The organism is Tsukamurella pulmonis, assembly GCF_900103175.1.
Lineage (GTDB): Bacteria > Actinomycetota > Actinomycetes > Mycobacteriales > Mycobacteriaceae > Tsukamurella > Tsukamurella pulmonis.
Genome location: NZ_FNLF01000002.1, coordinates 2,044,556 through 2,070,231, shown reverse-complemented (window position 1 = coordinate 2,070,231; position 25,676 = coordinate 2,044,556). Strand labels below are relative to the sequence as shown.

Here is a 25,676-nt window from a genome sequence, read left to right as displayed (position 1 = left end):
CCACAGGCTCCGCTCCGATGATCGAGATCGAATCGGTGGATAAGCACTTCGGCGACCTCCACGTGCTCAAGAACATCAATCTGACGGTCCCCAAGGGGCAGGTCGTCGTGATGCTCGGCCCCTCCGGTTCGGGCAAGTCGACGCTGTGCCGCACCATCAACCGGCTCGAGCCCATCGATTCCGGATCGATCAAGATCGACGGGGCGCTCCTGCCCGAGGAGGGACGCGGTCTCGCGAACCTGCGCGCCGAGGTGGGCATGGTCTTCCAGTCGTTCAACCTCTTCGCGCACAAGACGATCCTCGACAACGTCACCCTGGGCCCGATCAAGGTGCGCAAGCAGTCCAAGGCCGATGCCGAGAAGCGCGCGCTCGAACTGCTCGATCGCGTCGGCATCGTCGCCCAGAAGGACAAGTACCCCGCCCAGCTCTCGGGCGGCCAGCAGCAGCGCGTCGCCATCGCCCGTGCTCTCGCGATGGGCCCCAAGGTCATGCTCTTCGACGAGCCCACCTCCGCGCTCGACCCCGAGATGGTCAACGAGGTGCTCGACGTGATGGTCGGCCTCGCCAAGGAGGGCATGACGATGGTCTGCGTGACCCACGAGATGGGCTTCGCGCGCAAGGCCGCCGACCGCATCCTGTTCCTGGCCGACGGCGAGATCGTCGAGGACACCGAGCCCGAGCCGTTCTTCACCGCACCGAAGTCGGACCGCGCCAAGGACTTCCTCGGCAAGATCCTGGGGCACTGATGACATCACCGCAGAGCACTCGAACCCGACCGTGGCGGGGCGCGTTCGTCGCGCTGGCCGCCACTCTCGTCACCGTTCCCCTCCTCTCCGCGTGCGGGACGGACACCCCGCGCAGCCTGCTGGACTCGATCCGCAACGGCGATGTCGTGCTGGGCACGAAATACGACCAGCCCGGTCTCGCCAATCGCAACCCCGACAAGTCCCACTCGGGGTCCGACGTGGACGTCTCCGAGTTCGTGGTCAAGCAGATCGCGAAGAACAACGGCTGGGACGAACCGAAGATCACGTGGAAGGAGACCCCGTCTCCCCTGCGTGAGCGGATGATCGAGAACGGCGAGGTCGACATGATCGCCGCCACGTACTCCATCAGCGCCGCCCGCACCAAGAAGGTCACCTTCGCCGGGCCGTACGTGACCACCTATCAGGCGCTGCTGGTGAGTAAGAAGACCTCGAACCCGATCCGCAGCCTCGAGGACCTCAATTCGGGCCGCAAGCTGTGCTCGGTGTCGGGCTCGACCTCGGCGATCAACGTCAAGGCGGCCCTGCCGAACGTCCAGCTGCAGCAGTACGACGGCTACGCCTCGTGCGTGGAGGGCGTGCGCCGCGGCGTGCTGGACGCGCTCACCACCGACGCGACGATCCTCGCCGGCTTCCAGGCGAAGTACCCCGGCGAGTTCGACATCGTGCCGATGACCTACCCGAAGGACGTGACCCTGACCAGCAGCACCGGCACCAAGACGGAGAAGAAGAAGGGCGATCAGTTCTCCACCGAGCGCTACGGCATCGGCCTGCGCAAGGGCGACGCCGACGCGCTCCGCGAGGTGAACAAGGCGCTGCGCGAGATGACGCTCGGTGAGCAGGGCGCGGCCGCCTACGACGCGGAGGCGACGCCCTCCTCACCGAGTTGCGTGGTGCCGACGGCGACCGTCAGCGACTTCACCGCACGCGCCTACGCCGACCCCGATAACGCCCTGTTCAAGGCGCTGCGGGAGAACTTGGGCGAGTACGCGAACACCATGATCGAGGAGGGGCGCCCCGTCGACGGGGGCAAGCCGAAGTCCGTGCTCGTCGCCGTTCCCGGTGACCAGACGTGGTTGCTGCCCAAGCAGGTTCCGCTCAAGGCCCCCGACGCGGCGCCCGCACCCGACGGCACGCCCGCAACGGCGCCGCAGTCCGATCCGCGGACCTGGTGCACGAAGGCAGGTGCATGAGTATGTGGGAAGACCTCGGGCCACAGCTGTGGCCGGCGTTCTGGGTGACCATCAAGCTCACCTTCTTCTCGGCGATCGGCGCCACCATCTGGGGCACGATCCTCGCGGGCATGCGGGTCTCCCCCGTACCGGCCATGCGGGTGTTCGGCACCTGGTACGTCAACATCGTCCGCAACACGCCGCTGACGCTCATCATCCTGTTCCTGTCCCTCGGGCTCTACCAGAACATGGGCCTCGCCCTGGTTCCCGAGGACGCGAACTTCACCACCAACAACAACTTCTGGCTGGCGGTCATCGGCTTCGTCGTCTACACCGCCACCTTCGTCTGCGAGACGCTGCGGTCGGGCTTCAACACTGTGCCGCTGGGCCAGGCCGAGGCGGCGCGCTCGCTGGGCCTGTCGTTCATCCAGGTCTTCCAGATCATCGTGCTGCCGCAGGCGATTCGCTCGGTGATCGCGCCGATGGGCAGCGTGCTCATTGCGCTCACGAAGAACACCACCATCGCGTCGATCATCGGTGTCGGTGAGGCGGCGCTGCTGATGAAGGAGCAGCAGGAATTGCACAGTGATCAGCTGATCCTGATCTTCGTGATCTTCGCGGCCTGCTTCATGGTGATCACACTGTTCGAGGGAGCCGTCTTCGGCTACTTCGCCAAGCGACTGGCGGTGAAGCGATGAGCGCGAAGTCCACCTCGACCGTCCTCTACGACGCGCCCGGCCCGAAGGCCCGCGTCCGCAACAACATCATCGCGCTGGTCTTCATCGTGGTGCTCGTCGGCCTCCTCGCCTGGGTGATCACCACGTTCGCCGCGAACGGGCAGTTCGACCAGGAGAAGCTCGAGCCCTTCACTGAGAAGAATTTCTGGGGCACCTACATCATCCCGGGCCTGTGGGGCACCTTCAAGGCAGCATTCGCCTCGATCATCCTGGCTGTGATCATGGGCGCCTTCCTCGGCATCGGCCGGCTCTCCGACCACCGGTCGGTGCGCTGGGCGACGGGCGCGATCGTGGAGTTCTTCCGCGCGATCCCGGTGCTGATCCTGATCACCTTCCTCTACATCGTCTTCGGCGTGTACAAGGTGTTCACCTCGGACTACACCGCGTTCTTCGCCGTGGTCTTCGGCCTCGCCCTGTACAACGGCTCGGTGATCGCCGAGATCCTGCGCTCGGGGATCAACTCGCTGCCGCAGGGCCAGTTCGAAGCCGCGAAGGCGCTGGGCCTGCGCAAGTCGCAGACGATGCGTCTGATCCTGCTCCCGCAGGCCGTCGCGGCCATGCTCCCGGCCCTGATCTCGCAGATGGTCATCGCGCTCAAGGACAGCACATTGGGCTACACGATCGGCTACGTCGGGGTCGTCAAGTCCGGCATCCAGGCGGGCAACTACTGGGGCAACGTGATCCCCACGCTCATCGTGGTCGCGATCATCATGATCCTCATCAACTTCGGACTCTCGGCGCTCGCGTCGAACATCGAGAAGAACCTGCGCGAGGGACGCAAGAGGAAGTCGATCCTGGATCCGCCGCACGCGCTCCCGGAACCCGGACTGATGTCCAAGGAAGTCCTGGAGACCACGCACCCGGATCCGAAGCACAGGGATCTACGGCAGGACTACGGCGACTGATCGACGTGATCTCCCGAACTCGCGCGAGCGCGGCCCTGGCACTGGTGACAGTGCTGGTGGCCGCGCTCGGCGCGTGTTCCGGGCCGTCACCGCGCAACCTCCTGCGCTCCATCGACGACGGTGCCGTCCTGGTGGGAGTGAAGGCCGACCAACCGGGTCTCGGACTGCGGGGGCCCGACGGTGCGTACTCCGGCTTCGACATCGACGTCGCGCGGTTCGTCATCCGGACGGTGGCCGACGCCCGTGGCAAGCCCGAACCGAAGATCACCTGGCGCGAGAGCCCGACCTCGCAGCGCGAGAAGCTGATCGGCAACGGCGAGGTGGACGCGATCGTGGCGTCCTACTCGATCGACGCCGAGCGTGCGGACGCCGTCGCGTTCGCCGGCCCGTACCTGTCGACCCGCCAGGGGCTGCTCGTACGGCACGACGAGGCGGGTGTCGACACCGTCGCCGATCTCGGCCGCAACCGCACGCTGTGCTCGGTGAGCGGCTCGACCTCGGCGCACACCGTCGCCGAGTTGCTGCCGGGCGTGCGGCTTCTGGAGTACGACTCCTACCGGGCCTGCGCGGATGCGTTGGACCGCCGGGTCGTCGATGCGGTGACCACCGACGAGGTGATCCTCGCCGGTTTCGCTGCGCAGCGCCCCGACGCCTTCCGCCTCGTGGACATGACCCTGCCGAAGGAGACCTGCGTCGACGGCCGGCTCCGCGCGGCGGGAGCACCGTTCGCGGTGGAGCGCTACGGCATCGGGCTGGCGCAGGGTGATGCCGACGCCGTCGACGCGGTCAACGCGGCGCTGCGGACGATGCTCGAATCCGGTGAGTGGGAGCGGTCCCTGCGGCGGGCCGTCGGCGACGAGGAGGCGATGCGCACCCTCGACCGCGACGGGGGCTCCGACCGGATCGCCTCCGGGCTCGGAGACCTCGGCCTCGACGCGGCCGGCGGCGCGCCCTGTGCGTCGCGCTGACCGTCACAGGTAGGGGCGGGTGAGCAACTCGATGCCGTGGCCGGCGGGGTCCCGGACGTAGACGCCGCGCCCGCCGTGCCCGTGGTTGATGCGGCCCGGCTCCTTCCAGAACGGGTCCGCGGCATGATCGACGCCGCGCTCGGTGAGCAGGGCGTAGGCGCGGTCGAAGTGGTCGTCATCGACGAGGAACGCGTAGTGCTGCGACTGGATCTCGATGGGCGGTGCCGCGATCTGCAGGAGGACGCCGTCCTCGATCTCGAGGTTGGTGAACGGCCCCCAGGACTGCGCGGGGCGCGCCTCGAGGTAGTCGCGGTAGAACGCGGCGGACTCGTCGCTGTTGGTGGCGAAGATGATGGTGTGGTTGAAACGTGCTGGCATGGAATCTCCTTCGGGTTCGGAATCGGGGTATGTGTGGTGTGATTCCGAACGGCGGAGACCGGGCCGTCAACCGTTCGCCGGATCGCCCGTCCGTGCATGGCCCGTGGCCGTTCCGGCAGTCATGAGCAGGACACTACTCCGGCGCACCGCAGCGTGACCAGTACCCGGATGCGCTGGCCGGCGATACAGCGAAGCCCCCGGAGTGTTCTCCGGGGGCTCCACTCGGCACGGGGATCACTCCCCTGGTTCATGGGACGTCGCGCGACAGCGGCGCGGCGTGGGCCCGTCTCGGTACGCGCACGCGGGACGCAGATGAGGCGCCGCCGTGGCTACTCCGCGGCGGCCTCCGCCTTCTCGCGGAGAGCCTCGAGTACCACCGACAATGCCAGCGACGGATGGTAGCCGCGCCGTCCGAGCATGCCGACGAGGCGCTGGGTCAGCTTGTCGCGCTCGATCCGGTCCTCCGGCACCTCGACACGGGCGAGTTTGCGATCGACCAGCTCGGCCGCCCGTTCCCGCTCGTCCTCCCGGCTGACCGTCTCGAGAGCCGCCGACGCCTCCTCCTCGCCGACGCCCTTCGTGCGCAACTCCTGTGCGAGGGCGCGGCGGCCCCGGCCGGAGAACTGGTGGCGGGACTGCACCCACCGCTGCGCGAACGCGGCATCGTCGATGAGGCCGGCGGCGACGAACTTGTCGAGCATCCGCTCGGTGAGCTCCTCGTCGAAACCTCGGCGCGCCAGCTTGTTCCGCAGCTCGGCTCGCGAGTGATCGCGCATGCCGAGGGCCCGGTAGATCAGGTCCCGGGCCAGCGCCTCACGTTTGGCCGGGTCCTGTTCGACCTGCTGCGGCTGCCCCTCCGGTCCGTCACCGTCGCGCCGACGACGACCGCGCCGCCGGCCTCGCGAGACGACCTCGTCGTCGGCGTAGTCCGACATCGCGGGCTAGAAATCGACGGGGGCGGGAGCGATCTCGTCGGCCTCGACAGTGACATCGGCACCCACGCCCAGCTTCTCCTTGATCCGCTTCTCGATCTCATCGCGGACGTCCGGGTTCTCGACCAGGAACTTGCGGGCGTTCTCCTTGCCCTGGCCCAGCTGGTCACCGTCGTAGGTGTACCAGGAGCCGGACTTGCGGATGAAGCCCTCGTTGACGCCCATGTCGATGATGGAGCCCTCGCGGCTGATGCCCTGGCCGTAGATGATGTCGAACTCGGCCTGCTTGAACGGCGGCGAGACCTTGTTCTTGACGACCTTGACGCGGGTGCGGTTACCCACGGCGTCGGTGCCGTCCTTGAGGGTCTCGATGCGGCGCACGTCCAGGCGCACGGAGGCGTAGAACTTCAGCGCCTTACCGCCCGTGGTGGTCTCGGGCGAGCCGAACATGACGCCGATCTTCTCGCGCAGCTGGTTGATGAAGATGGCGGTGGTGCCCGAGTTGTTCAGGGCGCCGGTCATCTTGCGGAGCGCCTGGCTCATGAGGCGGGCCTGCAGGCCGACGTGGCTGTCGCCCATCTCGCCCTCGATCTCGGCCTTGGGGACCAGCGCGGCCACCGAGTCGATCACGATGATGTCGAGTGCGCCGGAGCGGATCAGCATGTCCGCGATCTCGAGGGCCTGCTCACCGGTATCGGGCTGGGAGACGAGCAGGGCGTCGGTATCGACCCCCAGCTTCGCGGCGTAGTCGGGATCCAGCGCGTGCTCCGCGTCGATGAAGGCGGCGATGCCGCCGTTGGCCTGCGCCTCCGCGACCGCGTGCAGGGCGACAGTGGTCTTACCCGAGGACTCCGGGCCGTAGACCTCGATGACGCGGCCGCGAGGGAGACCGCCGATGCCCAGCGCCACGTCCAGCGCGATGGAGCCGGTGGGGATCACCGCGATGGGCTGGCGGACCTCGTCGCCGAGGCGCATGACCGAGCCCTTGCCGTAGCTTTTGTCGATCTGGGCGAGCGCCAACTCGAGGGCCTTGTCGCGATCCGCGGGTGCAGGTGCCATGGGACTCTCCGTCCTTCGGGCCGGGGTGGGAAGTACCGCCGGCGCTGGGTTCTACTGTTGCTACGGACGCTAGAGGGACCCTCTGACAAGTTTGCGCATCCGCATCGGGCGCGCTCTCGCCGGCTCACTTTCACGTCGAACACCGTCGACTATAGGCGAACCTGCGTTCGAAGCAAGCATCGAACGCGCGACACGCCGCCTCGCAGTTCGGCCGCGTCCGAACGCCGGGACGAGATCACCTGCGAGCTGCGGTTCCCCCGCTCCGCGCGAAGCGTCCAGGCGTGGTTCCGACCATCGACTTGAAGTGACGGTTGAGGTGCGACTGGTCGTGGAACCCCGCCTCCACCGAGACGTCCGCCGCGGCGGCACCTGCCAGCAGTAGCCTGCGCGCGAGCTCGACCCGGCGGCCGATCAGGTAGCGGTGCGGCGGGAGCCCGAACTCGCGGGAGAACTCCCTGACCAGGTGCGTCGGATCCGCGTGGAGCGCGCAGCCTGCCTCCTCCAGGGTCATGCCCTCGCGGACACTGCTGTCGAGCAGGTCCCGGAGAGCGTGGGCGATCGATCGGTTCCGCGGGGCCCGTAGAGGCTCCGGGTTGCCGTCCAAGTGCCACTGCAGCCGTTCGACGATCAGCGCCAGCCTGCTCGCCGCTTCGAACTCCTCGCCCGGCCCGGCGAGCGCTCGATTGAGCCGATCGACACGCCGCCGGAGCGCCCCGTCGAGCAGCGTCGGCCTGCCGACGGCGCGGCCGATCCCGTCGAGCATCCGCGACTCCAGGTAGATCACCCGCTTGTCGAACCCGCCCGCCGTGAGGCTGTGCCCGTCGTGCGCGACGTGCGGCGGCAGCAGCGTCACCGACCGCGTCGACGAATCGCACCGCTCGCCGCCCAGCTCATACCCGATGCGCCCGCGGTCGACCGTGAGCAACGTCCAGACCTCGTGCGTGTGCATCGGGTAGGCGTGCTCCTCGAAGTGCGCCCGGAACACCTCGGCGATCCCCTCGACGCGGGGTCGCCACGCGACGCTCGACTCCGCGGACATCCATCAAGTATGTACAAGACTCGGGCACCGGCCGCCGACGACGCTGGGGGCATGACCGAGACGATCCGATTCGACACCAAGATCGCGGTACTGCTTCGCGACGATCTAGCCGGGTGGCAACGCCTCAACGCCACGGCGTTCCTCGTGAGCGGGATCGCCGCCACGGTTCCCGACGTCGTCGGCGAGCCCTACGCGGACGCCGACGGCGTCGCGTACCTGCCCATGTTCCGCCAGCCCGTCCTCGTCTTCGAGGGCGCCGCCGACACACTCCGCCTCGCGCACCAGCGGGCGCTGGGGCGGGGCCTGACCGTGTCGGTCTTCACAAGGGAACTGTTCTCGACCGGCAACGACCGCGACAACCGCGCCGCGGTGCAGGCGGTCGGCACCGCTGAGCTGGACCTGGTCGGCATCGGCGTCCACGGTCCCAAGAACGCCGTCGATCGAATCATGAAGGGCTCACGGATGCACCCGTGACGCGGGGCCGAAACGACGGTGACCGCCCCTCAGAGCGAAGGGACGGTCACCGTCGAACACGAGGGACGGAGGGTTACCAGCCCAGCGTCTGAAGCTGCGCCTGGACGGCGGCGCGGTACTTCTCCACGTTGCCGGTCTTGATCGACTCGTAGCCGCGAACCATGTCGGGCAGCTCGGCCAGGGCGACGACCTGCATCCGCTGATCCTCGGCCACGCGGCCGCCCTCGGCGGCGGCGATCATGAGGCCCACCAGTGCCCGGTACTCGGCGATGAGCGTGCGCTCCATCTTCCGCATCTCGGTCATGCCGAAGAAGTCGAGCTTGGTGCCGCGCAGGCGCTTCATCTTCGCGAGCGTCTTCGTGCCCGGGTTGACCCACTCACCCAGTGCGAGCTTGTTCTTCAGGCCCATCTCGCGCAGCGTCGGCGGGTGCAGGCGGATCGCCTTCTTGGCATCGGCACCGAACTCGTCGGCGACCTGCGCCGCGAAGCCGGCGTCCTGCGAGAGCCGCGCAACCTCGTACTCGTCCTTGTACGCCATCAGCTTGTGCAGGTTGTGCGCGACAGCCGCGGTGAGATCCTCCGAGCCCCAGCTCTTCTCGGCGCGGAAGACGCGGGCGACGTCATCGACGTAGCGCTCGGCGTAGGCCTTGTCCTGGTACGCGACCAACTCGTCCACGCGGATCCCGACCTGGCGCAGCAACTCCTCGGAGCCACCGTCGAGCACCCCGACGAGACCCTTGGCGAAAGCGCTGACCGGAGCCGGCGCGGGCACCGGGTGCAGCGCGTCGATCGCGGCCTTGACGCCGGCCGGGTCCGACACCGACTGGCGGCCACGGCGGAACGCCTGCAGGTTCTTCTCCACGGCCACGCCGTTGAGCTCGATGGCACGCTCGATCGAGGTGGAGCTGATCGGCAGTGCACCGGTCTGGAACGCCGCGCCGACCATGAACATGTTGGCGTACTGCTCGTCGCCGAACAGCTGCAGCGTCAGCTCGCCCGGATCGAGGTACACGGTGCGCAGCGAGGCGCGGTCGATCGCCTCGTGGATGCTCCGCGCGTCCGGGTAGCCCACCGACGTGTCGATCACCATCTGGCCGGTGGGCACCTCGGTGGTCGAGACGATCGACGTGGTGCGCTCGGGCGAGGCCACCTTGAGGTTCGTCGGATCGACGCCGACGAGGCTGTCGCAGGACAGGTAGACGTCGCAGTCGCCGGAGGCGACCTTCGCGGCCTGGTCCACGTACGTGGCCGAGACCTTGATGTCGGAGACGACGGCGCCGCCCTTCTGCGCCATGCCGGTCATGTCGACGGTGCGCGCCGAGTGACCGTCGAGCACCGTGGCCGTCGCCAGGATCTGCGAGACCGTGACCACGCCCGTGCCGCCGATGCCGGTGACGCGGATCGCCATGCCGTCGGCCTCGCGGCGGGCCTTCTTCGGCTGCGGAATCGACTCGGCGGTGATGTCGGGCACCGACTTGCGGACCTTGCCGACCTCGCCCGGCGTGACCGTCACGAAGGACGGGCAGTCGCCCTTGAGGCAGGAGAAGTCGAGGTTGCAGGAGCTCTGGTCGATCCGGGTCTTGCGGCCGAACTCCGTCTCCACCGGGTGCACCGAGAGGCAGTTGCTCTTCTGGCCGCAGTCGCCGCAGCCCTCGCAGATGCGCTCGTTGATGACCACGCGCTGGTTCGGGGTGGGGTACTTGCCGCGCTTGCGCTTACGCCGCTTCTCGGCGGCGCAGTGCTGGTCGTGCACCAGGACGGTGACGCCCGAGAGCTCCGCGAGCTCGCGCTGGATGTCGAGCGTGTCGGCGCGGTCGCGGACCTCGACGCCCTTCGGCAGCCCGAGCGCCTTGGTGCGCTTGGGATCGTCCGAGGTGACCACCACCTTGGTGACGCGCTCCGCGAGCAGCAGGGTACACATCTGCGGCAGCGTCATCTCGCCGACCGGGTCCTGGCCGCCCGTCATCGCGACGGTGCCGTTGAACAGCAGTTTGTAGGTGATCCGCTCCCCGGAGGCCACCGACTGGCGCAGCGCCAGCGAGCCCGAGTGCATGAACGTGCCGTCGCCGATGTTCTGCACGAAGTGCTTCTCGGTGACGAACGGGGCCATGCCGACCCACTGCGCACCCTCGCCGCCCATCTGGCTGACGCCGGTGACGTCGCCGACCTGCTGCGGATCCATGAGCAGCACCATCGCGTGGCAGCCGATGCCGGCGCCGACCAGCGTGTCGTCGGCGACCTTGGTGGAGGTGTTGTGCGGGCAGCCCGAGCAGAAGTACGGCGTGCGCGCCGCGAGCGGCAGCTCGATGCGAGTGCGCACCTGCGCCTTGCGGTCGAGCCAGTCCTTCGCCGCGGGTACCTGGTGCACGCGAGCGAGGCGCTGGGCCAGGCCGCGGGAGACCGAGTCGACGTCCAGTTCGCCGAACCTCGAGAACAGGGTGGAGCCGTCCTCGTTGGCCTTGCCGACGATGTTCGGGGCACCGGGGTGCCGGAAGAGGATGTCGCGCATCATCGTCTCGAGGAAGTCGCGCTTCTCCTCGACCACGATCACCTCGTCGAGGCCGTCGATGAACTCGTGCATGATCTGCCGCTCGAACGGGTAGACCATGCCCATCTTCAGAATGCGGATACCGAGGCGGTTGAGCTCGCCGTCCTCGATGCCGATCAGCCGCAGCGACTCCCGCACATCGAGGTAGGTCTTGCCGGCGCAGACGATGCCGATCCGGTCGTCGCTGGAGCGCACCGTGATGCGGTTGAGCCGGTTGATCCGGGCGTACTCGGTGGCGCGCGGCAGCCGGACGGTGAGCTGGTTCTGCTCGAGCTCCATCAGCTTGGCGCCGAGCAGCTGGCCCGACGGGACGTGCGGGCTGGTGCCCATGTCTCCGTAGACGGGCAGGATGCGATCCGGGTGCACGTCCGCGGTCGACGCGCCGTCCGCGACGTGCGCGGAGATCTTCAGCGAGGTCCACAGGCCGGAGACGCGCGACATGATCGCCGCGTGCACGCCAAGATCGAGGATGTCCTGCGAATCGGCCGGGTACAGGATCGGCATGTAGAGATCGGCCAGCGCCATCTCGGAGGCGCAGGGCACCGTCGAGCTCTTGGCACCGGGGTCGTCGCCGACGAGGGCGACGGCGCCGCCGGTCGGATGGGTGCCGATCATGTTGGCGTGCCGCAGCGCGTCCGTGGCGCGGTCGAGACCGGGCGCCTTGCCGTACCAGTAGCCCGTGACGCCGGCGAGGCCGCGGTCGAGGTGGCCTACCTGCGCGGCGATCTGCGAGCCCATGACCGACGTGGCGGCGAGCTCCTCATTGAGCCCGGGGCGGTGAACGATGTCGAAGTCCTTGAGGTACTTCGTTCGCTTGGCGATCTCCAGGTCGTAGCCGGCGAGCGGCGAGCCCTCGTAACCGGAGATGAACGAGCCCGTGGTGAGGTTCTGGCGACGGTCCAGGCGCGCCCGGTCGCGCACCATGCGGACCAGGGCCTGAATGCCCGTCAGGTAGATCGTGCCCTCTTCGCGTGTGTAGCGATCGTCCAAGGAGAAGGACTCGACCGCGGCCGACTGCCCGCCCCGGGGATCCGCGTCATGGTGGCCGGCCTGCGTGGCGTCGGCAACGTCGGGAACCTTCTGCAAAGGCGAATTGGCGTCAAGGGTCACTGAAACCACCGTGCTTTCTCTCAATGCGCTGAGTTCCAGGGGTGGCGGAACGCAGCGCGGGCTGTGTCGGTGATCACAGCATAGCCGTCGAGACGGCTCAATTCACACCCGCGCCGGGCGACTCGCCGCGCGGCGCCCGGGACCTCCCGTGCGGGCCGATACCCTGACTGATCGTGAACCTCCGAATCGCCCGGATCGCCGCCGTCGTCGCGGGCCTGGTCGGCCTGGTGCTCGCGATCGCGACGCCGCTGCTGCCGATCAAGCAGACCGCCGTCACGATCGACTGGCCGCAGTCCGGTTCGCTGGCCCCGGTCACCGCGCCGCTGACGATGTACAAGCCGCTGCAGGTGAACGCGACGATCCCGTGCGCGGTCGCCGCGGCGGCACCGTCGGACCGGCAGACGGTGCTCGCGGCCACGACGCCCCCGGCCGCCGGGGACCGGGCACGCACGGCCGGGCTGTACGTCACCGTCGACGGCGATGCCCTGACGGTCCGCTCCCGGGGCGAGCTCGTGCACACGGTGCCCCGCGCCGACCTGGGGCGGTGCGGTGACCTGCGGATCACCATCGACGCCGACAACGCCTTCGCAGCGGCCACCGGTATCGCGGCGCAGGGCGGTGTCCGCGGCGACCTGCGGCCGCAGGTCGTGGGGGTGTATTCCGACCTGCCCGCGGACCTGCAGGGCCCGGTCCCGTCGATGACGATCGACGTGGACTCGCGCTACACCTCCTCGCCGACCGTCCTCAAGGGCATCGCGATCCTCGTCGGGGTGGCGTGCGTACTGATCTCGCTGATCGCGCTCGCGCTGCTCGATCGCGCCGACGGGCGGCGCCGGGGCGCGCTGCTCCCCCGCCGCTGGCTGCACCTGCGGCTCGCCGACGTCGCCGTGATCGGCAGCCTGTTGGCCTGGCACATCGTCGGAGCGCCGACCTCGGACGACGGCTACATCCTCGGCATGATCAAGGCGGCGCCGCACTCCGGCTACATGCCCGAGGTCTTCCGCTACTACGACGCGCCCTACGCGCCCTTCGGCATGCCTTTCTACGTGGTCTCCTGGATGGCCGACCTCAGCGTGTCGAGCCCGTGGCTGCGCCTGCCCGCGTTGCTCTCGGGGATCCTGGCGTGGTTCCTGCTCTCGCGCGAGGTGCTGCCGCGGCTCGGCCTGAGCAAGCGCCGCGCGCCACGCGATTACTCGCGCGCACTGTGGGCCATGGCGGCCGTGTTCACCCTGTTCTGGCTCACGTACAACCCCGGGCTGCGCCCGGAGCCGATCGTCGCCGTGGGCACCGTCGTCACCTGGTGCCTGGTCGAGCGCAGCATCGCCACCCGTCGCCTCGCGCCCGCGGGCGTCGGCCTGGTCGTCGCGGGCCTGACCGTCTCCGCGGCGCCCACCGGCAGCTTCGCGTTCGTCGTGTTCCTCGTGGCGGCCGCCCCGCTGTGGCGGGCGGTGGTCGCGCACGTGAAGGCCAACGGCTACGCCGCGACGCTCCTCACGCTGGCCGCGGCCGGCGCGTCCGTGCTGTTCCTGGTCTTCGCCGATCACGGTCTCGTCGAGATGCTGCAGTCGACGAAACTGCTCAGCGAGGTCGGGCCGAGCGAGCCCTGGCACCGGGAGATCATCCGGTACGAGGCGCTGTTCCAGCAGAACCCCAACGGCTCCGTCGCCCGACGGTTCGCGATGCTCGCACTGTTCCTGGGCGCGGCCATGGTCACGGCGGTCCTGCTGTGGCGGCGCCGGATCCCCGGTATCGCCACTGGTCCCGCGCGGCGCGTGGTCGCCGCGATCGGCGTCTCCCTGCTGGTCATGGCCTTCAACCCGACCAAGTGGACGCACCACTTCGGCGCCTTCGCCACGCTCGGCGCGATGGTCGCGGCGATCGCGGTCGTGGCGGTGGGCCCGCGCACGATCCGTCGCCCGCAGTTCCGCCTCCTCGCGCTCGCGGCTGTCGCCGGCTGCGCGACGCTCGCCTTCGAGACGACCAACGGCTGGTTCTACCCCGGCAACTTCGGCATTCCTTGGGGAGGCGCCGAGCCGACCGTCGCGGGCATCAAGATCGCCGACGTCTTCGGCGCCGCGACCGTCGTGCTGCTGCTCGCCGCGCTCGTGGTGCACGTGACCGGCTGGACGCCGCGGCTGCCGCGCGTCGCCGACCGCCTGCCGGGCTTCGCCACGCCGATCACCCTGGTCGCGACGCTGATCATCGCGATGATCGGCGCCACCAACGTCGCGTCGATCATGATCCAGCGGCCCGCGTACTCCTACGGGCAGCAGAACCTGCGCTCGCTCGCCGGCGACCCGTGCGGCATGGCCGACGAGGTTCTCGTCGAACGCGACGTGAACGCCGGCGTGCTCACCCCGCTGGGCACCGCGCCCGATCCGCTGGTGGGCGAGCTGAACGCCAACTTCACGCCCAACGGCATCGCCGGCAGCCTCACCTCGAGCTCGCGCGGCGCGGCCGACCTGGTGCGCACCGGCGACGCCGACAACACCCCGTCGAACACCGGCGGCACCGGCGGCGGCACCCTCGACGCGCCCGGCGTGAACGGCTCGACCGCGGCTCTGCCCTTCGGATTGGACCCGGCGCGCGTCCCGGTGATCGGCAGCCGGCAGACGGGCCCGCAGCGCTCCGCACGCGCGATCTCGAGCTGGTACGCGCTGCCCGCCGACGGCATCGACCGGCTGCTGACGATCAGCGTCGCCGGCCGGTTCAACCCCGGCGATCTGCAACTGGAATTCGGCACCGGGGAGGGTGTCATCACCCCGAACGGTGCGGTCACGCCGATCGACATCGGCCCGCTGCCCGCGTGGCGCAATCTGCGCGTCCCGGCGGAGACAGTACCCCCGGGCGCGACGGCCGTGCGCGTGCGCGCGTCGATCACCGCCCCGTCGGAGAGCACCTGGGTGGCGTTCACGCCGCCGCGCGCGCCGAAGCTCGAGACCCTGCAGGAGCTGTTGGGCGACGATCCGACCCTCGTCGACTGGGGTGCGGGCATCGGTTTCCCGTGCCAGCGCCAGTGGCGCGAGAACGGCGGCGTCGCCGAGCAGCCGAAGTGGCGGATCCTCCCCGAGCGCGATCTCGCGGCCGCGGCGACCACCACGTGGCAGGGCGGCAGCGCGGGCGGTCCGCTGGGCTGGGCGCTGCTGGTGGCCAAGGCGCAGACGGTGCCGACCTATCTCGACCACGACTGGGGCAGGGAGTGGGGCGCGCTGGAGCGGTACGTGCCCTACGTCGACGCGCCCGCGGCGCAGCTGGGCCGGACCGAGGTCACGCGCACCGGCCTGTGGACGCCGGGACCCACGCCGGCGTAGCGGCTACCGACGGAACAGGGGCATCGACCGGGCGTGCGCCCGGTCACCACCGGGACCGCGGGACGTCGAACTCGGAACACAGCGCCCGCCACACGTCCCGCGGATCGACGCCGGACTCGATGGCCTGGTCGCCGGTGACGCCGAACTCGTTCAGGCGGTGATCACTCATCAGGGTGTCGCCGCGGAGGGTGCCGAACTCGGCGTAGAGCAGTTCGCGGAAGTCGGTGAGGCGCACCGCACCAGGTTACCGATAGGCCTCGCACACGAGCACCGGGTCGGCGACGCGGTGGGCGGTGGCGGCGGCCGCGCGCGCGGCGCGGGCGAAGGAGGGCTCGGCGACGACGCGCCGCACCGCGGCCCGGATCGCGTCGGCGGTGGCGGGCCGCACGAGGACGCCGCTCCCCTGCCGCGCGACGCGGTTGGCGAGCTCCCACTGGTCGCCCCCGCCGGGCACGACCACGACGGGTTTGCCGGCCGTGAGCGCCTTGGTGAGCATCCCGTGCCCACCTCCGCACACCACCGCGTCGGCGCGGGCGACGAGGTCGTCCTGCCTGCCGAACCCGCTGGCGACCCACGGTTCGTCGAACACGGGCGGGGTGAGTCCGCTGACCGCGAGGCGCAGTCCCTCGCCGCGCAGGCCGTCGACGGCGATCGCGGCGAGGTTCTGCTCCCCCGTCGCCGCGGTCGACGGCGCGACCATCACGAGCGGTCCCGCACCGTCGGGGACGGGGCACAGCTCGTCCGTCGGCTCGAGGGTGAGCGGTCCGACGAGGTGGGTACGCGCGGGCCAGTCCGGGCGCGGCACCTCGAGGGTGGGGATGGTGGCGACGAGCCGCCCGGCGGGCCCGCCGTCGCGCGCCGGAAGGCCGATGCCGGCGCGGGCGGCTTCGCGTTGACGGCGACCGTTGCGGATGTCGCGGGCGGTGAACGCCCGCAGCACGGCGTCTCGGAGCAGTTCGCGCGGCGTCTGCGCGGGCGCCAGCCCGGAGCCGATCGGGGGCAGCCCCGCCGAGGGGAGGTAGAGCGGATGCGGGCTCAGCTCCACCCAGGGCAGGCCGAGCAGTTCGGCGGCCATGCCGCCGCCCGGGGTGAGGATGTCGGCCACCACGAGCTCGGCGCGGACCTCCTCGATGCCCGGCATCACCCGGGTGGCGATGTAGGCGGCGCGGCCGTGGATCTTGGCGCCGGCGTCGCCGTCGTCGTCGCCGGGGCGGGCGGCGAGGCCGGGCAGTTCCCGGGTGTCGATCCCGTAGCGGGCGCCGACGCCCTGCCACTGCCTGCCGGTGAAGACGACCGGTTCATGGCCCGCGGCGAGCAGGCGCAGGGCGAGCGCGAGGCCGGGCAGTGCATGCCCGGCCTCGGAACCCGCGATGATCGCTACGCGCACCCGCACTCCTTCGTGAGCCGTCGGCACGCCCCGCTGGGGTGCGTGCGCGGGGGCGGCCCCGCTAGAACGTGCTCGGGGACTTCTTCCCCGAGCTCAGCCACTTGACCACCGTGACGATACCGATGACGACGAGCGCGATGACGGCGAGCGGGAACAGGGACTTGATGATCGCCGAAGCCACCATCAGGGCGAGCCAGAGGACGACGATGGCGCCGAGGATCTTCCAGAACATTGCGGTGCACCTTTCGGGATGACGTTTGGGCCTTGCTTCGCCTTCCATACTGCCCCCGCGAGAGACGGAAAGTCACGCTCTGAACTGCGGTTTCAGGGAGATTTGGGGGTTAACCCGGAGGAGCCGATCACCACTGGTGCGGATCCGGCACGGGCGGCAGCGCCGCGATGCCGTAGGCCCACGCACGCAGGCGCTCGGCCGTCTCCTGCAGGCGGGGAGTGGCGTAGCTCAGTTCGTCGAAGCGGGCGGGCGAGCCGAGGGACCTGCGGGCGGCGGCCACGGTCGTGGCGGCTGAGCGGACCATGTCGCGGTACGCCACGATGCCGTCGTCCAAGCTGTCCAGGCCCTCCTCGAAGGTCTCGCGCAAGTAGGCCGCGGAACCGCCGCCACCGGAGACGACGCGCTCGAGATCGGCGAGTTGTTCCGCGTAGGCCACGATCGCGTCGGCCGAGGTCTCGGCGTCGTCGTCGAGCTCGCTGAGCGCGTCCGCGGGCAGCGCGCCCGAGCGTGAGAGCACCGACATGAGCGCGAGGAACTCCTGCTCGGCCTCGGCGAGCGCGCGGACGGGACCGTGCAGGGCCGAGGAACGGGCGGGAACGGCCCGTCGGGCGTAAGTACGGGGAGGAGGTGGGGTGCGCCGCAGCCGGCGCAGCTTGCGGACGGCGTAGCCCGCGGGGACGGCGACGAGCGCGGTCACGGCGGTCGCGGTGCCGCCCACCACGGGAGCTGCCGCGGCGAACCCGCCGACGGCGACGACCGCCGACGTGGACGTGGTGGCGGCCCAGCTGTTCACGGTGTAGCGGGCCTGCTTGATCGAGCGTTGGTGCGCGGCTTTGGGGTCGCGGCGACGGGCGGCCTTGTCGCGCGCCTCATCGGCGGCGCGGGCGGCGGTCTCCATCGCGGTGGACGCCGCGGTCATCGCGGACGCAGCCATCCGACCGGCAGAGGCCGCCACCGCCGAGAAGTCGGTGCGGTAGCGGCCTCGCTGGTCGGTCATGGTTCCTCGTGTTCTCAGGGCTTCTGCAGGTTCGGGTTCGGAGCCTGCTGCGGGGTCTGCGGCGCCGGGGCGGCCTGCGGGGCCGCGGGGGCACCCTGGATCTGGCCGTTCGCCTGCATCGACGCGCGGATCTGCTCGAGCCGCGAGTGGCCGGCCATCTGCACGGTGGCCTGCTGGACCTCCATCATGCGGCCCTGGACCGAGTTCTGGGCGAGCTCGGTGGAGCCGAGCGCGTTGGCGTAGCGGCGCTCGATCTTCTCGCGCACCTCGTCGAGGTTGGGGGTGTTGCCCGGCGCGGAGAGCTGGCCCATCTGGTTGAGCGACGCGGAGACCTGCTCCTGCATCTTGGCCTGCTCGAGCTGGCTGAGCAGCTTGGTGCGCTCGGCGAGCTTCTGCTGCAGCTGCATGGCGTTCTGCTCGACGGCGCGCTTGGCCTGGCCGGCGGCCTGCAGGGACTGATCGTGCAGGCCCTTGAGATCCTCGACGCTCTGCTCCGCGGTCACCAGCTGCGCGGCGAAAGCCTCGGCGGCATTGGTGTACTCGGTGGCCTTGGCGGCGTCTCCCGCAGCGGTCGCCTGGTCGGCGAGCTGCACGGCCTGGCGGGTGTTGGCGGAGAGCTTCTCGACCTCGGCGAGCTGACGGTTCAGCTTCATCTCGAGCTGGCGCTGGTTGCCGATGACGGCCGCGGCCTGCTGCGAGAGGGCCTGGTGCTGGCGCTGCGCGTCCTCGATCGCCTGCTGGATCTGCACCTTCGGATCGGCGTTCTCATCGATCTTCGAATTGAACAGCGCCATCAAGTAGTTCCACCCCTTGACGAACGGGTTAGCCATCGTCAGTTCTCCTCCGCCTCGATATACGTCCGATCCGGATCCACATCCGGCCGCCCGGCGACCGCCGGACTCGTACTCACCAATCTATCGGGAAACGACCCCGTCGCGCCCCCCTGGTCCGCGGGTTCGGGGAAATCCCCGAATCCGCGGAACATCGTCTCAGGGTCAGGCAGCCGCGAGCGCCGGCGCGGGGATCACCATCGTGGGGATCGGGCGCATCGACACGCTGGCCTGTGCGACCACATCGGCCACGTCGACCGCGAGCGCGCCACAGATGGCGGCCAGCAGTTCGCTGGACGCCTCCTTCTGGCCGCGCTCGACCTCCGACAAGTAGCCGAGGCTGACCTGTGCCGCCGAGGACACGTCCCGCAGGGTGCGACTCTGGCGCACCCGGGTCTTGCGCAGGTTCTCGCCGATCGCCTCGCGAAGCAGTAGAGCCATGCTCACCTCCGTGTTGGTATCTGTCCAGTCAACGCGGGGCGGGCCGAGAAGGTTCCCGATTCGCCGAAACCCGTGCGGTCAGCTCCCGCAGCGCGCTGCCGACGGCGCCCTGGCGGATCGCACCGCGGTCACCGTCGAGCCGGAGGGACGTGACATGGTCGCCGTCCGGCCCGGATATCCCCAGGTAGACGGTGCCGACGGGGACGCCGTCCTGGTCGGTGGGACCGGCGACGCCGGTCAGCCCTACGCCCCAGTCGGCGCCGCAGCGGACCCGCGCACCGTCGGCGAGCGCTCGGGCGGTGTCGGGGTGGACGGGGCCGTTGCGCTCCAGCTCGACCGACGGAACGCCCGCCAGGCTCGCTTTGAGGTCGGTCGCGTAGACGATGAATCCGCCGCGCAGCACGGCGCTGGCACCGGGGACGTCGGCGATGGTGGCGGCGAAGAGGCCCGCGGTCAGCGACTCGGCGGAGGCGACCGTCTCGCCGCGCTCGACGAGCGCGGCGACCAACCGGCCGGCCTCACCTGCGGCCACGCCACCAGCTCAGCAGGTAGTCGATGCCCGTCGCGACGGTCACGACGACGGCCGCGCCCATGACGATCTGGCTGGGCACGGCCATCCAGGCCGGGAGCGGCATGAGGTAGAGGCCGATCGCGATCGTCTGCAGCAGGGTCTTGAGCTTCCCGCCGCGGCTGGCGGGGATGACGCCGTCGCGGATCACGGCGAACCGGAAGACGGTGATACCGAACTCCCGCGCAAGGATCACGATCGTGACCCACCAGGGCAGCTCCCCCAGGACCGACAGCCCCACGAAGGCGGCGCCGGTGAGCGCCTTGTCGGCGATGGGGTCCATGAGCTTGCCGAAATCGGTGATCAGGCCGTAGCGGCGCGCGATCTGGCCGTCGACGCGATCGGTGATCATGGCGATCGCGAAGATCCCGAAGGCGATCCAGCGCCAGGTGCTCGATTGCCCGTCGTCGACGAACAGCGCCGCGAGGAAGACGGGAACGAGTACGATCCGGAGCACCGTCAACCCGTTCGCGACGTTGACGTTCGAGACAGGTGTGCTCGCAGGCTGCACGCCGTCCGTTGCACTCACGCCGATCAGCCTATCGGTAGGCCGGATCGGCGGCTCTGCGCGCTACAGTTTCGTCCCGTGAGCACCGACGAGGCCGCCGTCCCGCGCCGCGCCCGGACCTCCGACGTCCCCGCGATCAAGCGCCTCATCGACGTCTACGCGGGCCGGATCCTGCTCGAGAAGAACCTGGTCACGCTGTACGAGTCGGTGCAGGAGTTCTGGGTGTTCGAGGTCGACGGGACGATCGTCGGGTGCGGTGCACTGCACGTGCTGTGGTCGGACCTGGGCGAGATCCGCACGCTCGCCGTGGATCCGATCGTCAAGGGCCACGGGATCGGCCACCGGCTGGTCGCCCGCCTCCTCGAGGAGGCGCGCTCGCTCGGGCTGCGCCGGGTGTTCGTCCTGACCTTCGAGACCGCCTTCTTCGGCCGGCACGGCTTCGTGGAGATCGACGGGACGCCCGTGAGCGCCGAGGTCTACAACGAGTTGTGCCGCAGCTACGACGAGGGGATCGCGGAGTTCCTCGATCTCTCCTCCGTCAAACCCAACACCTTGGGCAACACCCGCATGCTCGTCACCCTCTGATTCCGATCGACGGATTCACCTGATCGGACCTGTACTCGCGCAGGGTGAACCAGCCCGCACCGAGGTGTGGTGAGTGTGGTGAATCACGGCCAACCGTGATTGACTCCACCGGTGAATGTGATCGGTGAGCTGCGGGCGGCGGGCTGCGCCTTCGCCGAGCGCGAGGCCGAGTTACTGGAGGAGGCGGCGTCCGGAGCCGACCTCGAGGCCCTCGTCCGCCGACGGTGCGCGGGCGAGCCGCTGGAGCACCTGCTCGGCTGGGTGGAGTTCCGCGGCCGGCGACTCTCGGTCGGCCCCGGCGTCTTCGTGCCGCGCCGACGCACCGAGCTGCTCGCCGAGCTCGCCGACAGCCCGGGCGTCCTCGTCGAGCTGTGCTGCGGGGCCGGCCCCATCGCGGCGACCGCCGCCTCCGCGAAGACCTACGCCGCGGACATCGACCGCACCGCCGCGGAGTACGCGGCGCGCAACGCCCCGGACGCGACGGTGCTGGTCGGCGATCTGTATCAGCCGCTCCCCGAAGTGCTGCGCGGGTCGATCGACGTGATCGCCGCCAACGCGCCGTACGTGCCGACGGCGGCCATCGCGACGATGCCGTCCGAGGCCCGCGACAACGAGCCGCACCGCGCCCTCGACGGCGGGCCCGACGGGCTGACCCTGCATCGCCGGATCGCCATGGATGCGCCGCGCTGGCTGAGACCGGGCGGCCGCGTGCTGATCGAGACCGGCCGGCTGCAGGCCACCTACACCGTGGCCGCCCTGCGCGCGGTGGGGCTACTCACCCACATCGAGATCGACGACGAGCGGCAGGCGACCGTCGCCGTCGGCGTCCGGCCCTCCTGACGACGGACCGCCGACCACCCGGCGGGGTGATCGGCGGTCCGACGGGTCGGGGCGCCTACGCCTGCGGGCCGCTGTCCTCGTCGACGAGTTCCTTGCGGCCGTCGCGCTTGGACTTGACCAGCGAGGCGACGGTGGTGATCACGAGAACGCCGAGGATCACCGAGAGCGACAGGCCCGTGGAGATCTCGGGCACCGCGACGTGCTCGCCGCCGTTGATGAAGGGCAGCGTGTTCTCGTGCAGGGCGTGCAGCACCAGCTTCACGCCGATGAAGCCGAGCACGATCGACAGGCCGTAGGACAGGTACACCAGGCGATCGAGCAGGCCGCCGATGAGGAAGTACAGCTGGCGCAGGCCCATCAGCGCGAAGGCGTTCGCCATGAACACCAGGTAGGGCTCCTGGGTCAGGCCGTAGATCGCGGGGATCGAGTCGAGCGCGAAGAGCACGTCGGTGAAGCCGATGACCACCAGCGCGAGCAGCAGCGGGGTCGCGACCTTTTTGCCGTCGACCTTGGTGATCAGCTTGTCGCCGTCGTAGGTCTCGGTCGTGGGGACGATCTTCTTGAACAGCGCGGCGACGCGGCCCTCGCGCTCCTTCTCGTCCTCGACCGGCCCCTCGGGCGACGACGCCTCCTTGACCAGCTTGATCGCGGTGTAGAGCAGGAACGCGCCGAAGATGTAGAACACCCACGAGTACGCGGAGATCGCGGCGGCGCCGACGGCGATGAAGCCGGCGCGCATCACGAGCGCCATCACGATGCCGATCAGTAGGACCTTCTGCTGGTAGATCCGGGGCACCGCGAACTTCGCCATGATGATGACGAAGACGAAGAGGTTGTCGACCGAGAGCGCCTTCTCGGTGACGAAGCCGGCGAAGAACTCACCGCCGTACTGCGGACCCGACACGGCCCAGACGCCGATGCCGAAGAGCACCGCGATGCCGATGTAGACCGCCGACCAGAAGCCGGATTCCTTGAGCGAGGGCTCGTGCGGCGTGCGCACATGACTGAAGAAGTCGAAGACGAACAGTCCGAGAACGACCAGGATCGAGACGATCCAGACGAGAGCAGAAACCTGCATTGCATACACCTCCGGTACAGATCCGGAGGTCTCTCCCGACCCGACTTCGGGTCCGACGTGCCCGGGTGGATGTCGATCCACCGTGCTGACGTTCACGCCGCGAGCGGGATACTCCCCTCACACATGCAAACAGGACTGTATCAGAAGTCCGGTTCGTCCGCTTCCTGAGCAGCGGCGTCGCCACCCTTGAGCACCAGCAGCAGCCCCGGCAGCTCGTCGGGCGTGACCAGCACGTCGCGCGCCTTGGATCCCTCGGACGGCCCGACGATGTCGCGGGTCTCCATCAGGTCCATCAGCCGGCCCGCCTTCGCGAAGCCGACGCGCAGCTTGCGCTGCAGCATCGATGTCGAGCCGAACTGCGAGGACACGACGAGTTCGACGGCCTGCAGGAAGACATCCAGATCGTCGCCGATGTCCGGGTCGACGTCCTTCTTCTCGACCTTGGTCTCGGTGACGCCGTTGGCGTACTCCGGCTCGGCCTGGGTGCGCACGAACTCCACGACCGACGAGATCTCCTCGTCGGTGATGAACGCGCCCTGCATACGGGTGGTCTTGCCGCCCATGGGCAGGAACAGCGCATCGCCCATGCCGATGAGCTTCTCGGCGCCGGGCTGGTCGAGGATGACCCGCGAGTCCGTCAGCGAGCTGGTCGCGAACGCCAGGCGCGAGGGCACGTTCGTCTTGATCAGGCCGGTCACGACGTCGACCGACGGGCGCTGCGTGGCCAGCACGAGATGGATACCGGCGGCACGCGCCTTCTGCGTGATCCGGACGATCGCCTCCTCGACGTCGCGCGGGGCGGTCATCATCAGGTCGGCGAGCTCGTCGACGATCGCGACGATGTACGGGTACGGCCGGTAGACCCGCTCGGACCCGAGCGGCGTGGTGATCTCGCCGGAGCGCACCTTCCGGTTGAAGTCGTCGATGTGCCGCACGCGCGAGGCCTGCATGTCCTTGTAGCGCTGCTCCATCTCCTCGACCAGCCAGGCCAGCGCGGCGGCGGCCTTCTTGGGGTCGGTGATGATGGGCGTGATGAGGTGCGGGATGCCCTCGTACGGCGTCAACTCGACCATCTTCGGGTCGATGAGGATCATCCGCACCTCGTCGGGGGTGGCCCGGGCGAGCAGCGAGACCAGCATCGAGTTGACGAAGCTCGACTTACCCGAGCCCGTCGAACCGGCGACCAGCAGGTGGGGCATCTTGGCGAGGTTGGCGTTGACCATCTCGCCCTCGATGTCCTTACCCAGGCCGATGACCAGCGGGTGCGTGTCCTTGCGGGTGTTGTCGGCGGCCAGCACGTCGGCCAGGCGGACCATCTCGCGGTCCGTGTTGGGCACCTCGATGCCCACGGCGGACTTGCCGGGGATCGGCGCCAGCAGACGGACGTTGTCCGTCGCAACCGCGTACGAGATGTTGCGGTGCAGAGCGGTGACCTTCTCGACCTTCACGCCGGGTCCGAGCTCGAGCTCGTACCGCGTGACCGTCGGGCCACGGGTGTAGCCGGTGACGGCCGCGTCGATCTTGAACTGCTCCATGACGCCGCTGATCGCGTCGATCATCGCGTCGTTGGCGCTGGTGCCGGCCTTGGCCGGTTCGCCCTCGATGAGCAGGTCGGCCGGCGGCAGGACGTAGTCCTCGCTGTCGATCGTCCGCGCGACGGTGAACTCCTCCGACTTCGGCGCCGGCGGGGGCGTGTGGTCCTTGACCACCGGCGCGGCGCGGCGCGGCTTCGGCGCGGGCGCCACCTCGACCGTGGGCTCCTCGGACGGGGCCGGCTCGGGCGTGATCGGCGCCGTCACCTGGTCCGACGGTGCCTCGTCCACCGGCTCGGCGGCCTTACGGCGACGGCTGGCGCGCTTCGGGGGCTCGGGATCCGCCGGGTAGTTGTCGTACGGATCGCCGTAGGGCGAGAGCGCCCGGGTCGCGGTGTCGTCGCGGCCCGAGTCGAAGGCCGCGAACGGCGAGTCCAGGTCGTCGTCCGCCGCGGCGTCCCACTCCTCGTCCGCCGCGCCGTACTGCTCCTTCATGTCCACGCCGAAGTAGAACTTGAGCCGGTCGACGATCTCGCGCACCGTCATACCGCTCACCAGGAGCAGGCCGAAGGCCGCGACCAGCACCAGCAGCGGGACTGAGATCCACGGCGTGAAGCCGTCGGTCAGCGGCCCGCCCACGATGTAGCCCAGGTAACCACCCGCCGCCGCGCGGTCGTCGAAGCGCGACGGTCCGCCCGCGGCGATGTGCAGCAGGCCCAGGAACGGCAGCACGATGAGCGCGGCACCGACGCGGTGACGCACATGCGCCGACGGGTTGTCGGGGCGACGCATCATGACGACGCCGAGGGCGATGGCCAGCGGCGGCACCAGCACGGCGAACCAGCCGACCACGGCGCGCACACCGGTCGAGAAGAACGAGCCCACCGGCCCGCCGGCGTCGAAGTAGACGGCGGCGCCGAGGACGATGGCGACGGCGAACAGCGCCAGCGCCAGCCCGTCGCGCGAGTGCGTGGGACGCGCGGGGGTCACCTCACCCGTCGCAGCGTCCGCGTCGTCGGAACGACTGCCGGTGCGCACGGCACCGCCGACGCCCTTGGCCAGCAGCTTCCAGCCCGCACCGAGGCCGCGCCCCACTCCCCCACCGGGGCCCGAGGCGGCCTTCGGCGCCGCGGCCGCCTGCTTACCGCGGGAGCGCGGAGCCGCCTGGCGGCTGCGCGTGGAGCTCGCGGCGCGGCTGTTGCGCGCGCCGCCGGAGCGGGAGTTCGCGGCGCCGCGCGCGCGGGTGCTGGTCTTCGATGCCATGGGGGCAGTCTATCGATA

General features: G+C 69.8%; 24 protein-coding genes. 9 read left to right on the top strand and 15 right to left on the bottom strand.

Going from position 1 to position 25,676, the window contains the following annotated elements; all coding sequences use genetic code 11:
- Nucleotides 1-17: 17 nt before the first annotated feature.
- Genes BLQ62_RS10165 through BLQ62_RS10145 form a run of 5 tightly spaced genes read left to right on the top strand, consistent with a single transcriptional unit; the run spans nt 18 to nt 4,546 of the window.
- Nucleotides 18-746, top strand: a complete 729-nt coding sequence (locus BLQ62_RS10165) for an amino acid ABC transporter ATP-binding protein (protein WP_068535328.1) — start codon at nt 18-20, stop codon at nt 744-746.
- Complete coding sequence (locus tag BLQ62_RS10160; RefSeq protein ID WP_068565619.1) at nt 746-1,957, top strand: transporter substrate-binding domain-containing protein; 1,212 nt, start codon at nt 746-748, stop codon at nt 1,955-1,957. Before BLQ62_RS10165 ends, BLQ62_RS10160 begins: the two co-directional genes overlap by 1 nt.
- Complete coding sequence (locus BLQ62_RS10155) at nt 1,954-2,634, top strand: amino acid ABC transporter permease (protein WP_068565621.1); 681 nt, start codon at nt 1,954-1,956, stop codon at nt 2,632-2,634. Before BLQ62_RS10160 ends, BLQ62_RS10155 begins: the two co-directional genes overlap by 4 nt.
- Complete coding sequence (locus BLQ62_RS10150) at nt 2,631-3,578, top strand: amino acid ABC transporter permease (protein WP_082756467.1); 948 nt, start codon at nt 2,631-2,633, stop codon at nt 3,576-3,578. The genes BLQ62_RS10155 and BLQ62_RS10150 overlap by 4 nt, the downstream gene beginning before the upstream one ends.
- A gap of 5 nt (nt 3,579-3,583) precedes the next feature.
- A complete protein-coding gene (locus tag BLQ62_RS10145; RefSeq protein WP_231857600.1) occupies nt 3,584-4,546 on the top strand; it encodes a transporter substrate-binding domain-containing protein in 963 nt (320 codons plus the stop codon).
- A 3-nt stretch (nt 4,547-4,549) separates the two neighbouring features.
- Here BLQ62_RS10145 and BLQ62_RS10140 read toward each other — a convergent pair whose 3' ends face one another.
- The 4 genes from BLQ62_RS10140 to BLQ62_RS10125 form a co-directional block, all read right to left on the bottom strand.
- Nucleotides 4,550-4,924, bottom strand: coding sequence for a VOC family protein (locus tag BLQ62_RS10140; protein WP_068565623.1), 375 nt, complete (start codon nt 4,922-4,924; stop codon nt 4,550-4,552).
- 329 nt (nt 4,925-5,253) lie between these two features.
- Entirely contained in the window at nt 5,254-5,859 is a 606-nt protein-coding gene (locus BLQ62_RS10135; RefSeq protein WP_082756469.1) for a regulatory protein RecX, read from the bottom strand.
- Between the two features lie 6 nt (nt 5,860-5,865).
- Nucleotides 5,866-6,915, bottom strand: coding sequence for a recombinase RecA (gene recA, locus BLQ62_RS10130; RefSeq protein WP_068535341.1), 1,050 nt, complete (start codon nt 6,913-6,915; stop codon nt 5,866-5,868).
- Nucleotides 6,916-7,150: 235 nt separating this feature from the next.
- Nucleotides 7,151-7,954, bottom strand: a complete 804-nt coding sequence (locus tag BLQ62_RS10125; protein ID WP_068565625.1) for a helix-turn-helix domain-containing protein — start codon at nt 7,952-7,954, stop codon at nt 7,151-7,153.
- 51 nt (nt 7,955-8,005) lie between these two features.
- Between BLQ62_RS10125 and BLQ62_RS10120 the strand changes: the two genes are divergently transcribed.
- Nucleotides 8,006-8,428, top strand: coding sequence for a DUF2000 domain-containing protein (locus tag BLQ62_RS10120; protein WP_068565627.1), 423 nt, complete (start codon nt 8,006-8,008; stop codon nt 8,426-8,428).
- Between the two features lie 73 nt (nt 8,429-8,501).
- On the opposite strand, the gene BLQ62_RS10115 is transcribed toward BLQ62_RS10120, so the two are convergent.
- Nucleotides 8,502-12,086 carry an indolepyruvate ferredoxin oxidoreductase family protein gene (locus tag BLQ62_RS10115; protein ID WP_068565630.1) on the bottom strand — a complete coding sequence of 1,195 codons (3,585 nt, stop codon included), beginning with the start codon at nt 12,084-12,086 and terminating at the stop codon, nt 8,502-8,504.
- Nucleotides 12,087-12,259: 173 nt separating this feature from the next.
- On the opposite strand from BLQ62_RS10115, the gene BLQ62_RS10110 reads away from it, so the two are divergent.
- Complete coding sequence (locus BLQ62_RS10110) at nt 12,260-15,397, top strand: arabinosyltransferase domain-containing protein (protein WP_068565631.1); 3,138 nt, start codon at nt 12,260-12,262, stop codon at nt 15,395-15,397.
- 43 nt (nt 15,398-15,440) lie between these two features.
- On the opposite strand, the gene BLQ62_RS10105 is transcribed toward BLQ62_RS10110, so the two are convergent.
- The 8 genes from BLQ62_RS10105 to pgsA form a co-directional block, all read right to left on the bottom strand.
- Entirely contained in the window at nt 15,441-15,632 is a 192-nt protein-coding gene (locus tag BLQ62_RS10105; RefSeq protein ID WP_068535347.1) for a DUF3046 domain-containing protein, read from the bottom strand.
- 9 nt (nt 15,633-15,641) lie between these two features.
- On the bottom strand, nt 15,642-16,784 hold the full coding sequence (locus BLQ62_RS10100) for a glycosyltransferase (RefSeq protein WP_170842905.1): 1,143 nt from the start codon (nt 16,782-16,784) through the stop codon (nt 15,642-15,644).
- Between the two features lie 61 nt (nt 16,785-16,845).
- Nucleotides 16,846-17,016: a hypothetical protein gene (locus BLQ62_RS23820; RefSeq protein ID WP_165824501.1), complete on the bottom strand. Its 171-nt coding sequence runs from the start codon at nt 17,014-17,016 to the stop codon at nt 16,846-16,848.
- Between the two features lie 127 nt (nt 17,017-17,143).
- On the bottom strand, nt 17,144-18,013 hold the full coding sequence (gene pspM, locus BLQ62_RS10095; protein WP_068535349.1) for a phage shock envelope stress response protein PspM: 870 nt from the start codon (nt 18,011-18,013) through the stop codon (nt 17,144-17,146).
- A 14-nt stretch (nt 18,014-18,027) separates the two neighbouring features.
- Nucleotides 18,028-18,843 (bottom strand): PspA/IM30 family protein, encoded by an 816-nt coding sequence (locus tag BLQ62_RS10090; RefSeq protein WP_068535351.1) that lies wholly within the window; start codon nt 18,841-18,843, stop codon nt 18,028-18,030.
- Nucleotides 18,844-19,008: 165 nt separating this feature from the next.
- Nucleotides 19,009-19,284, bottom strand: coding sequence for a helix-turn-helix domain-containing protein (locus BLQ62_RS10085; RefSeq protein WP_068535353.1), 276 nt, complete (start codon nt 19,282-19,284; stop codon nt 19,009-19,011).
- Between the two features lie 28 nt (nt 19,285-19,312).
- Nucleotides 19,313-19,816 carry a CinA family protein gene (locus BLQ62_RS10080; protein ID WP_068565633.1) on the bottom strand — a complete coding sequence of 168 codons (504 nt, stop codon included), beginning with the start codon at nt 19,814-19,816 and terminating at the stop codon, nt 19,313-19,315.
- Nucleotides 19,803-20,381, bottom strand: coding sequence for a CDP-diacylglycerol--glycerol-3-phosphate 3-phosphatidyltransferase (gene pgsA / locus BLQ62_RS10075; RefSeq protein ID WP_231857601.1), 579 nt, complete (start codon nt 20,379-20,381; stop codon nt 19,803-19,805). The genes BLQ62_RS10080 and pgsA overlap by 14 nt, the downstream gene beginning before the upstream one ends.
- Before the next feature lie 57 nt (nt 20,382-20,438).
- On the opposite strand from pgsA, the gene BLQ62_RS10070 reads away from it, so the two are divergent.
- Complete coding sequence (locus BLQ62_RS10070) at nt 20,439-20,945, top strand: amino-acid N-acetyltransferase (RefSeq protein WP_068535924.1); 507 nt, start codon at nt 20,439-20,441, stop codon at nt 20,943-20,945.
- Nucleotides 20,946-21,056: 111 nt separating this feature from the next.
- Entirely contained in the window at nt 21,057-21,785 is a 729-nt protein-coding gene (locus BLQ62_RS10065) for a putative protein N(5)-glutamine methyltransferase (RefSeq protein ID WP_114652957.1), read from the top strand.
- A 55-nt stretch (nt 21,786-21,840) separates the two neighbouring features.
- Here BLQ62_RS10065 and BLQ62_RS10060 read toward each other — a convergent pair whose 3' ends face one another.
- Both BLQ62_RS10060 and BLQ62_RS10055 read right to left on the bottom strand, forming a co-directional pair.
- Complete coding sequence (locus BLQ62_RS10060) at nt 21,841-22,863, bottom strand: TerC family protein (protein ID WP_068535360.1); 1,023 nt, start codon at nt 22,861-22,863, stop codon at nt 21,841-21,843.
- A gap of 140 nt (nt 22,864-23,003) precedes the next feature.
- Nucleotides 23,004-25,658, bottom strand: coding sequence for an FtsK/SpoIIIE family DNA translocase (locus BLQ62_RS10055; RefSeq protein WP_082756474.1), 2,655 nt, complete (start codon nt 25,656-25,658; stop codon nt 23,004-23,006).
- Nucleotides 25,659-25,676 lie beyond the last annotated feature (18 nt).

What these genes read in the sequence shown, in the direction of transcription:
- BLQ62_RS10055 (WP_082756474.1), bottom strand. Translation starts at nt 25,658, where the DNA reads ATGGCATCGAAGACCAGCACCCGCGCGCGCGGCGCCGCGAACTCCCGC.
- pspM (WP_068535349.1), bottom strand. Translation starts at nt 18,013, where the DNA reads ATGACCGACCAGCGAGGCCGCTACCGCACCGACTTCTCGGCGGTGGCG.
- BLQ62_RS23820 (WP_165824501.1), bottom strand. Translation starts at nt 17,016, where the DNA reads ATGTTCTGGAAGATCCTCGGCGCCATCGTCGTCCTCTGGCTCGCCCTG.
- BLQ62_RS10125 (WP_068565625.1), bottom strand. Translation starts at nt 7,954, where the DNA reads ATGTCCGCGGAGTCGAGCGTCGCGTGGCGACCCCGCGTCGAGGGGATC.
- BLQ62_RS10165 (WP_068535328.1), top strand. Translation starts at nt 18, where the DNA reads ATGATCGAGATCGAATCGGTGGATAAGCACTTCGGCGACCTCCACGTG.
- BLQ62_RS10160 (WP_068565619.1), top strand. Translation starts at nt 746, where the DNA reads ATGACATCACCGCAGAGCACTCGAACCCGACCGTGGCGGGGCGCGTTC.
- BLQ62_RS10150 (WP_082756467.1), top strand. Translation starts at nt 2,631, where the DNA reads ATGAGCGCGAAGTCCACCTCGACCGTCCTCTACGACGCGCCCGGCCCG.
- BLQ62_RS10120 (WP_068565627.1), top strand. Translation starts at nt 8,006, where the DNA reads ATGACCGAGACGATCCGATTCGACACCAAGATCGCGGTACTGCTTCGC.
- recA (WP_068535341.1), bottom strand. Translation starts at nt 6,915, where the DNA reads ATGGCACCTGCACCCGCGGATCGCGACAAGGCCCTCGAGTTGGCGCTC.
- BLQ62_RS10085 (WP_068535353.1), bottom strand. Translation starts at nt 19,284, where the DNA reads ATGGCTCTACTGCTTCGCGAGGCGATCGGCGAGAACCTGCGCAAGACC.
- BLQ62_RS10155 (WP_068565621.1), top strand. Translation starts at nt 1,954, where the DNA reads ATGAGTATGTGGGAAGACCTCGGGCCACAGCTGTGGCCGGCGTTCTGG.
- BLQ62_RS10060 (WP_068535360.1), bottom strand. Translation starts at nt 22,863, where the DNA reads ATGCAGGTTTCTGCTCTCGTCTGGATCGTCTCGATCCTGGTCGTTCTC.
- BLQ62_RS10135 (WP_082756469.1), bottom strand. Translation starts at nt 5,859, where the DNA reads ATGTCGGACTACGCCGACGACGAGGTCGTCTCGCGAGGCCGGCGGCGC.
- BLQ62_RS10090 (WP_068535351.1), bottom strand. Translation starts at nt 18,843, where the DNA reads ATGGCTAACCCGTTCGTCAAGGGGTGGAACTACTTGATGGCGCTGTTC.
- BLQ62_RS10140 (WP_068565623.1), bottom strand. Translation starts at nt 4,924, where the DNA reads ATGCCAGCACGTTTCAACCACACCATCATCTTCGCCACCAACAGCGAC.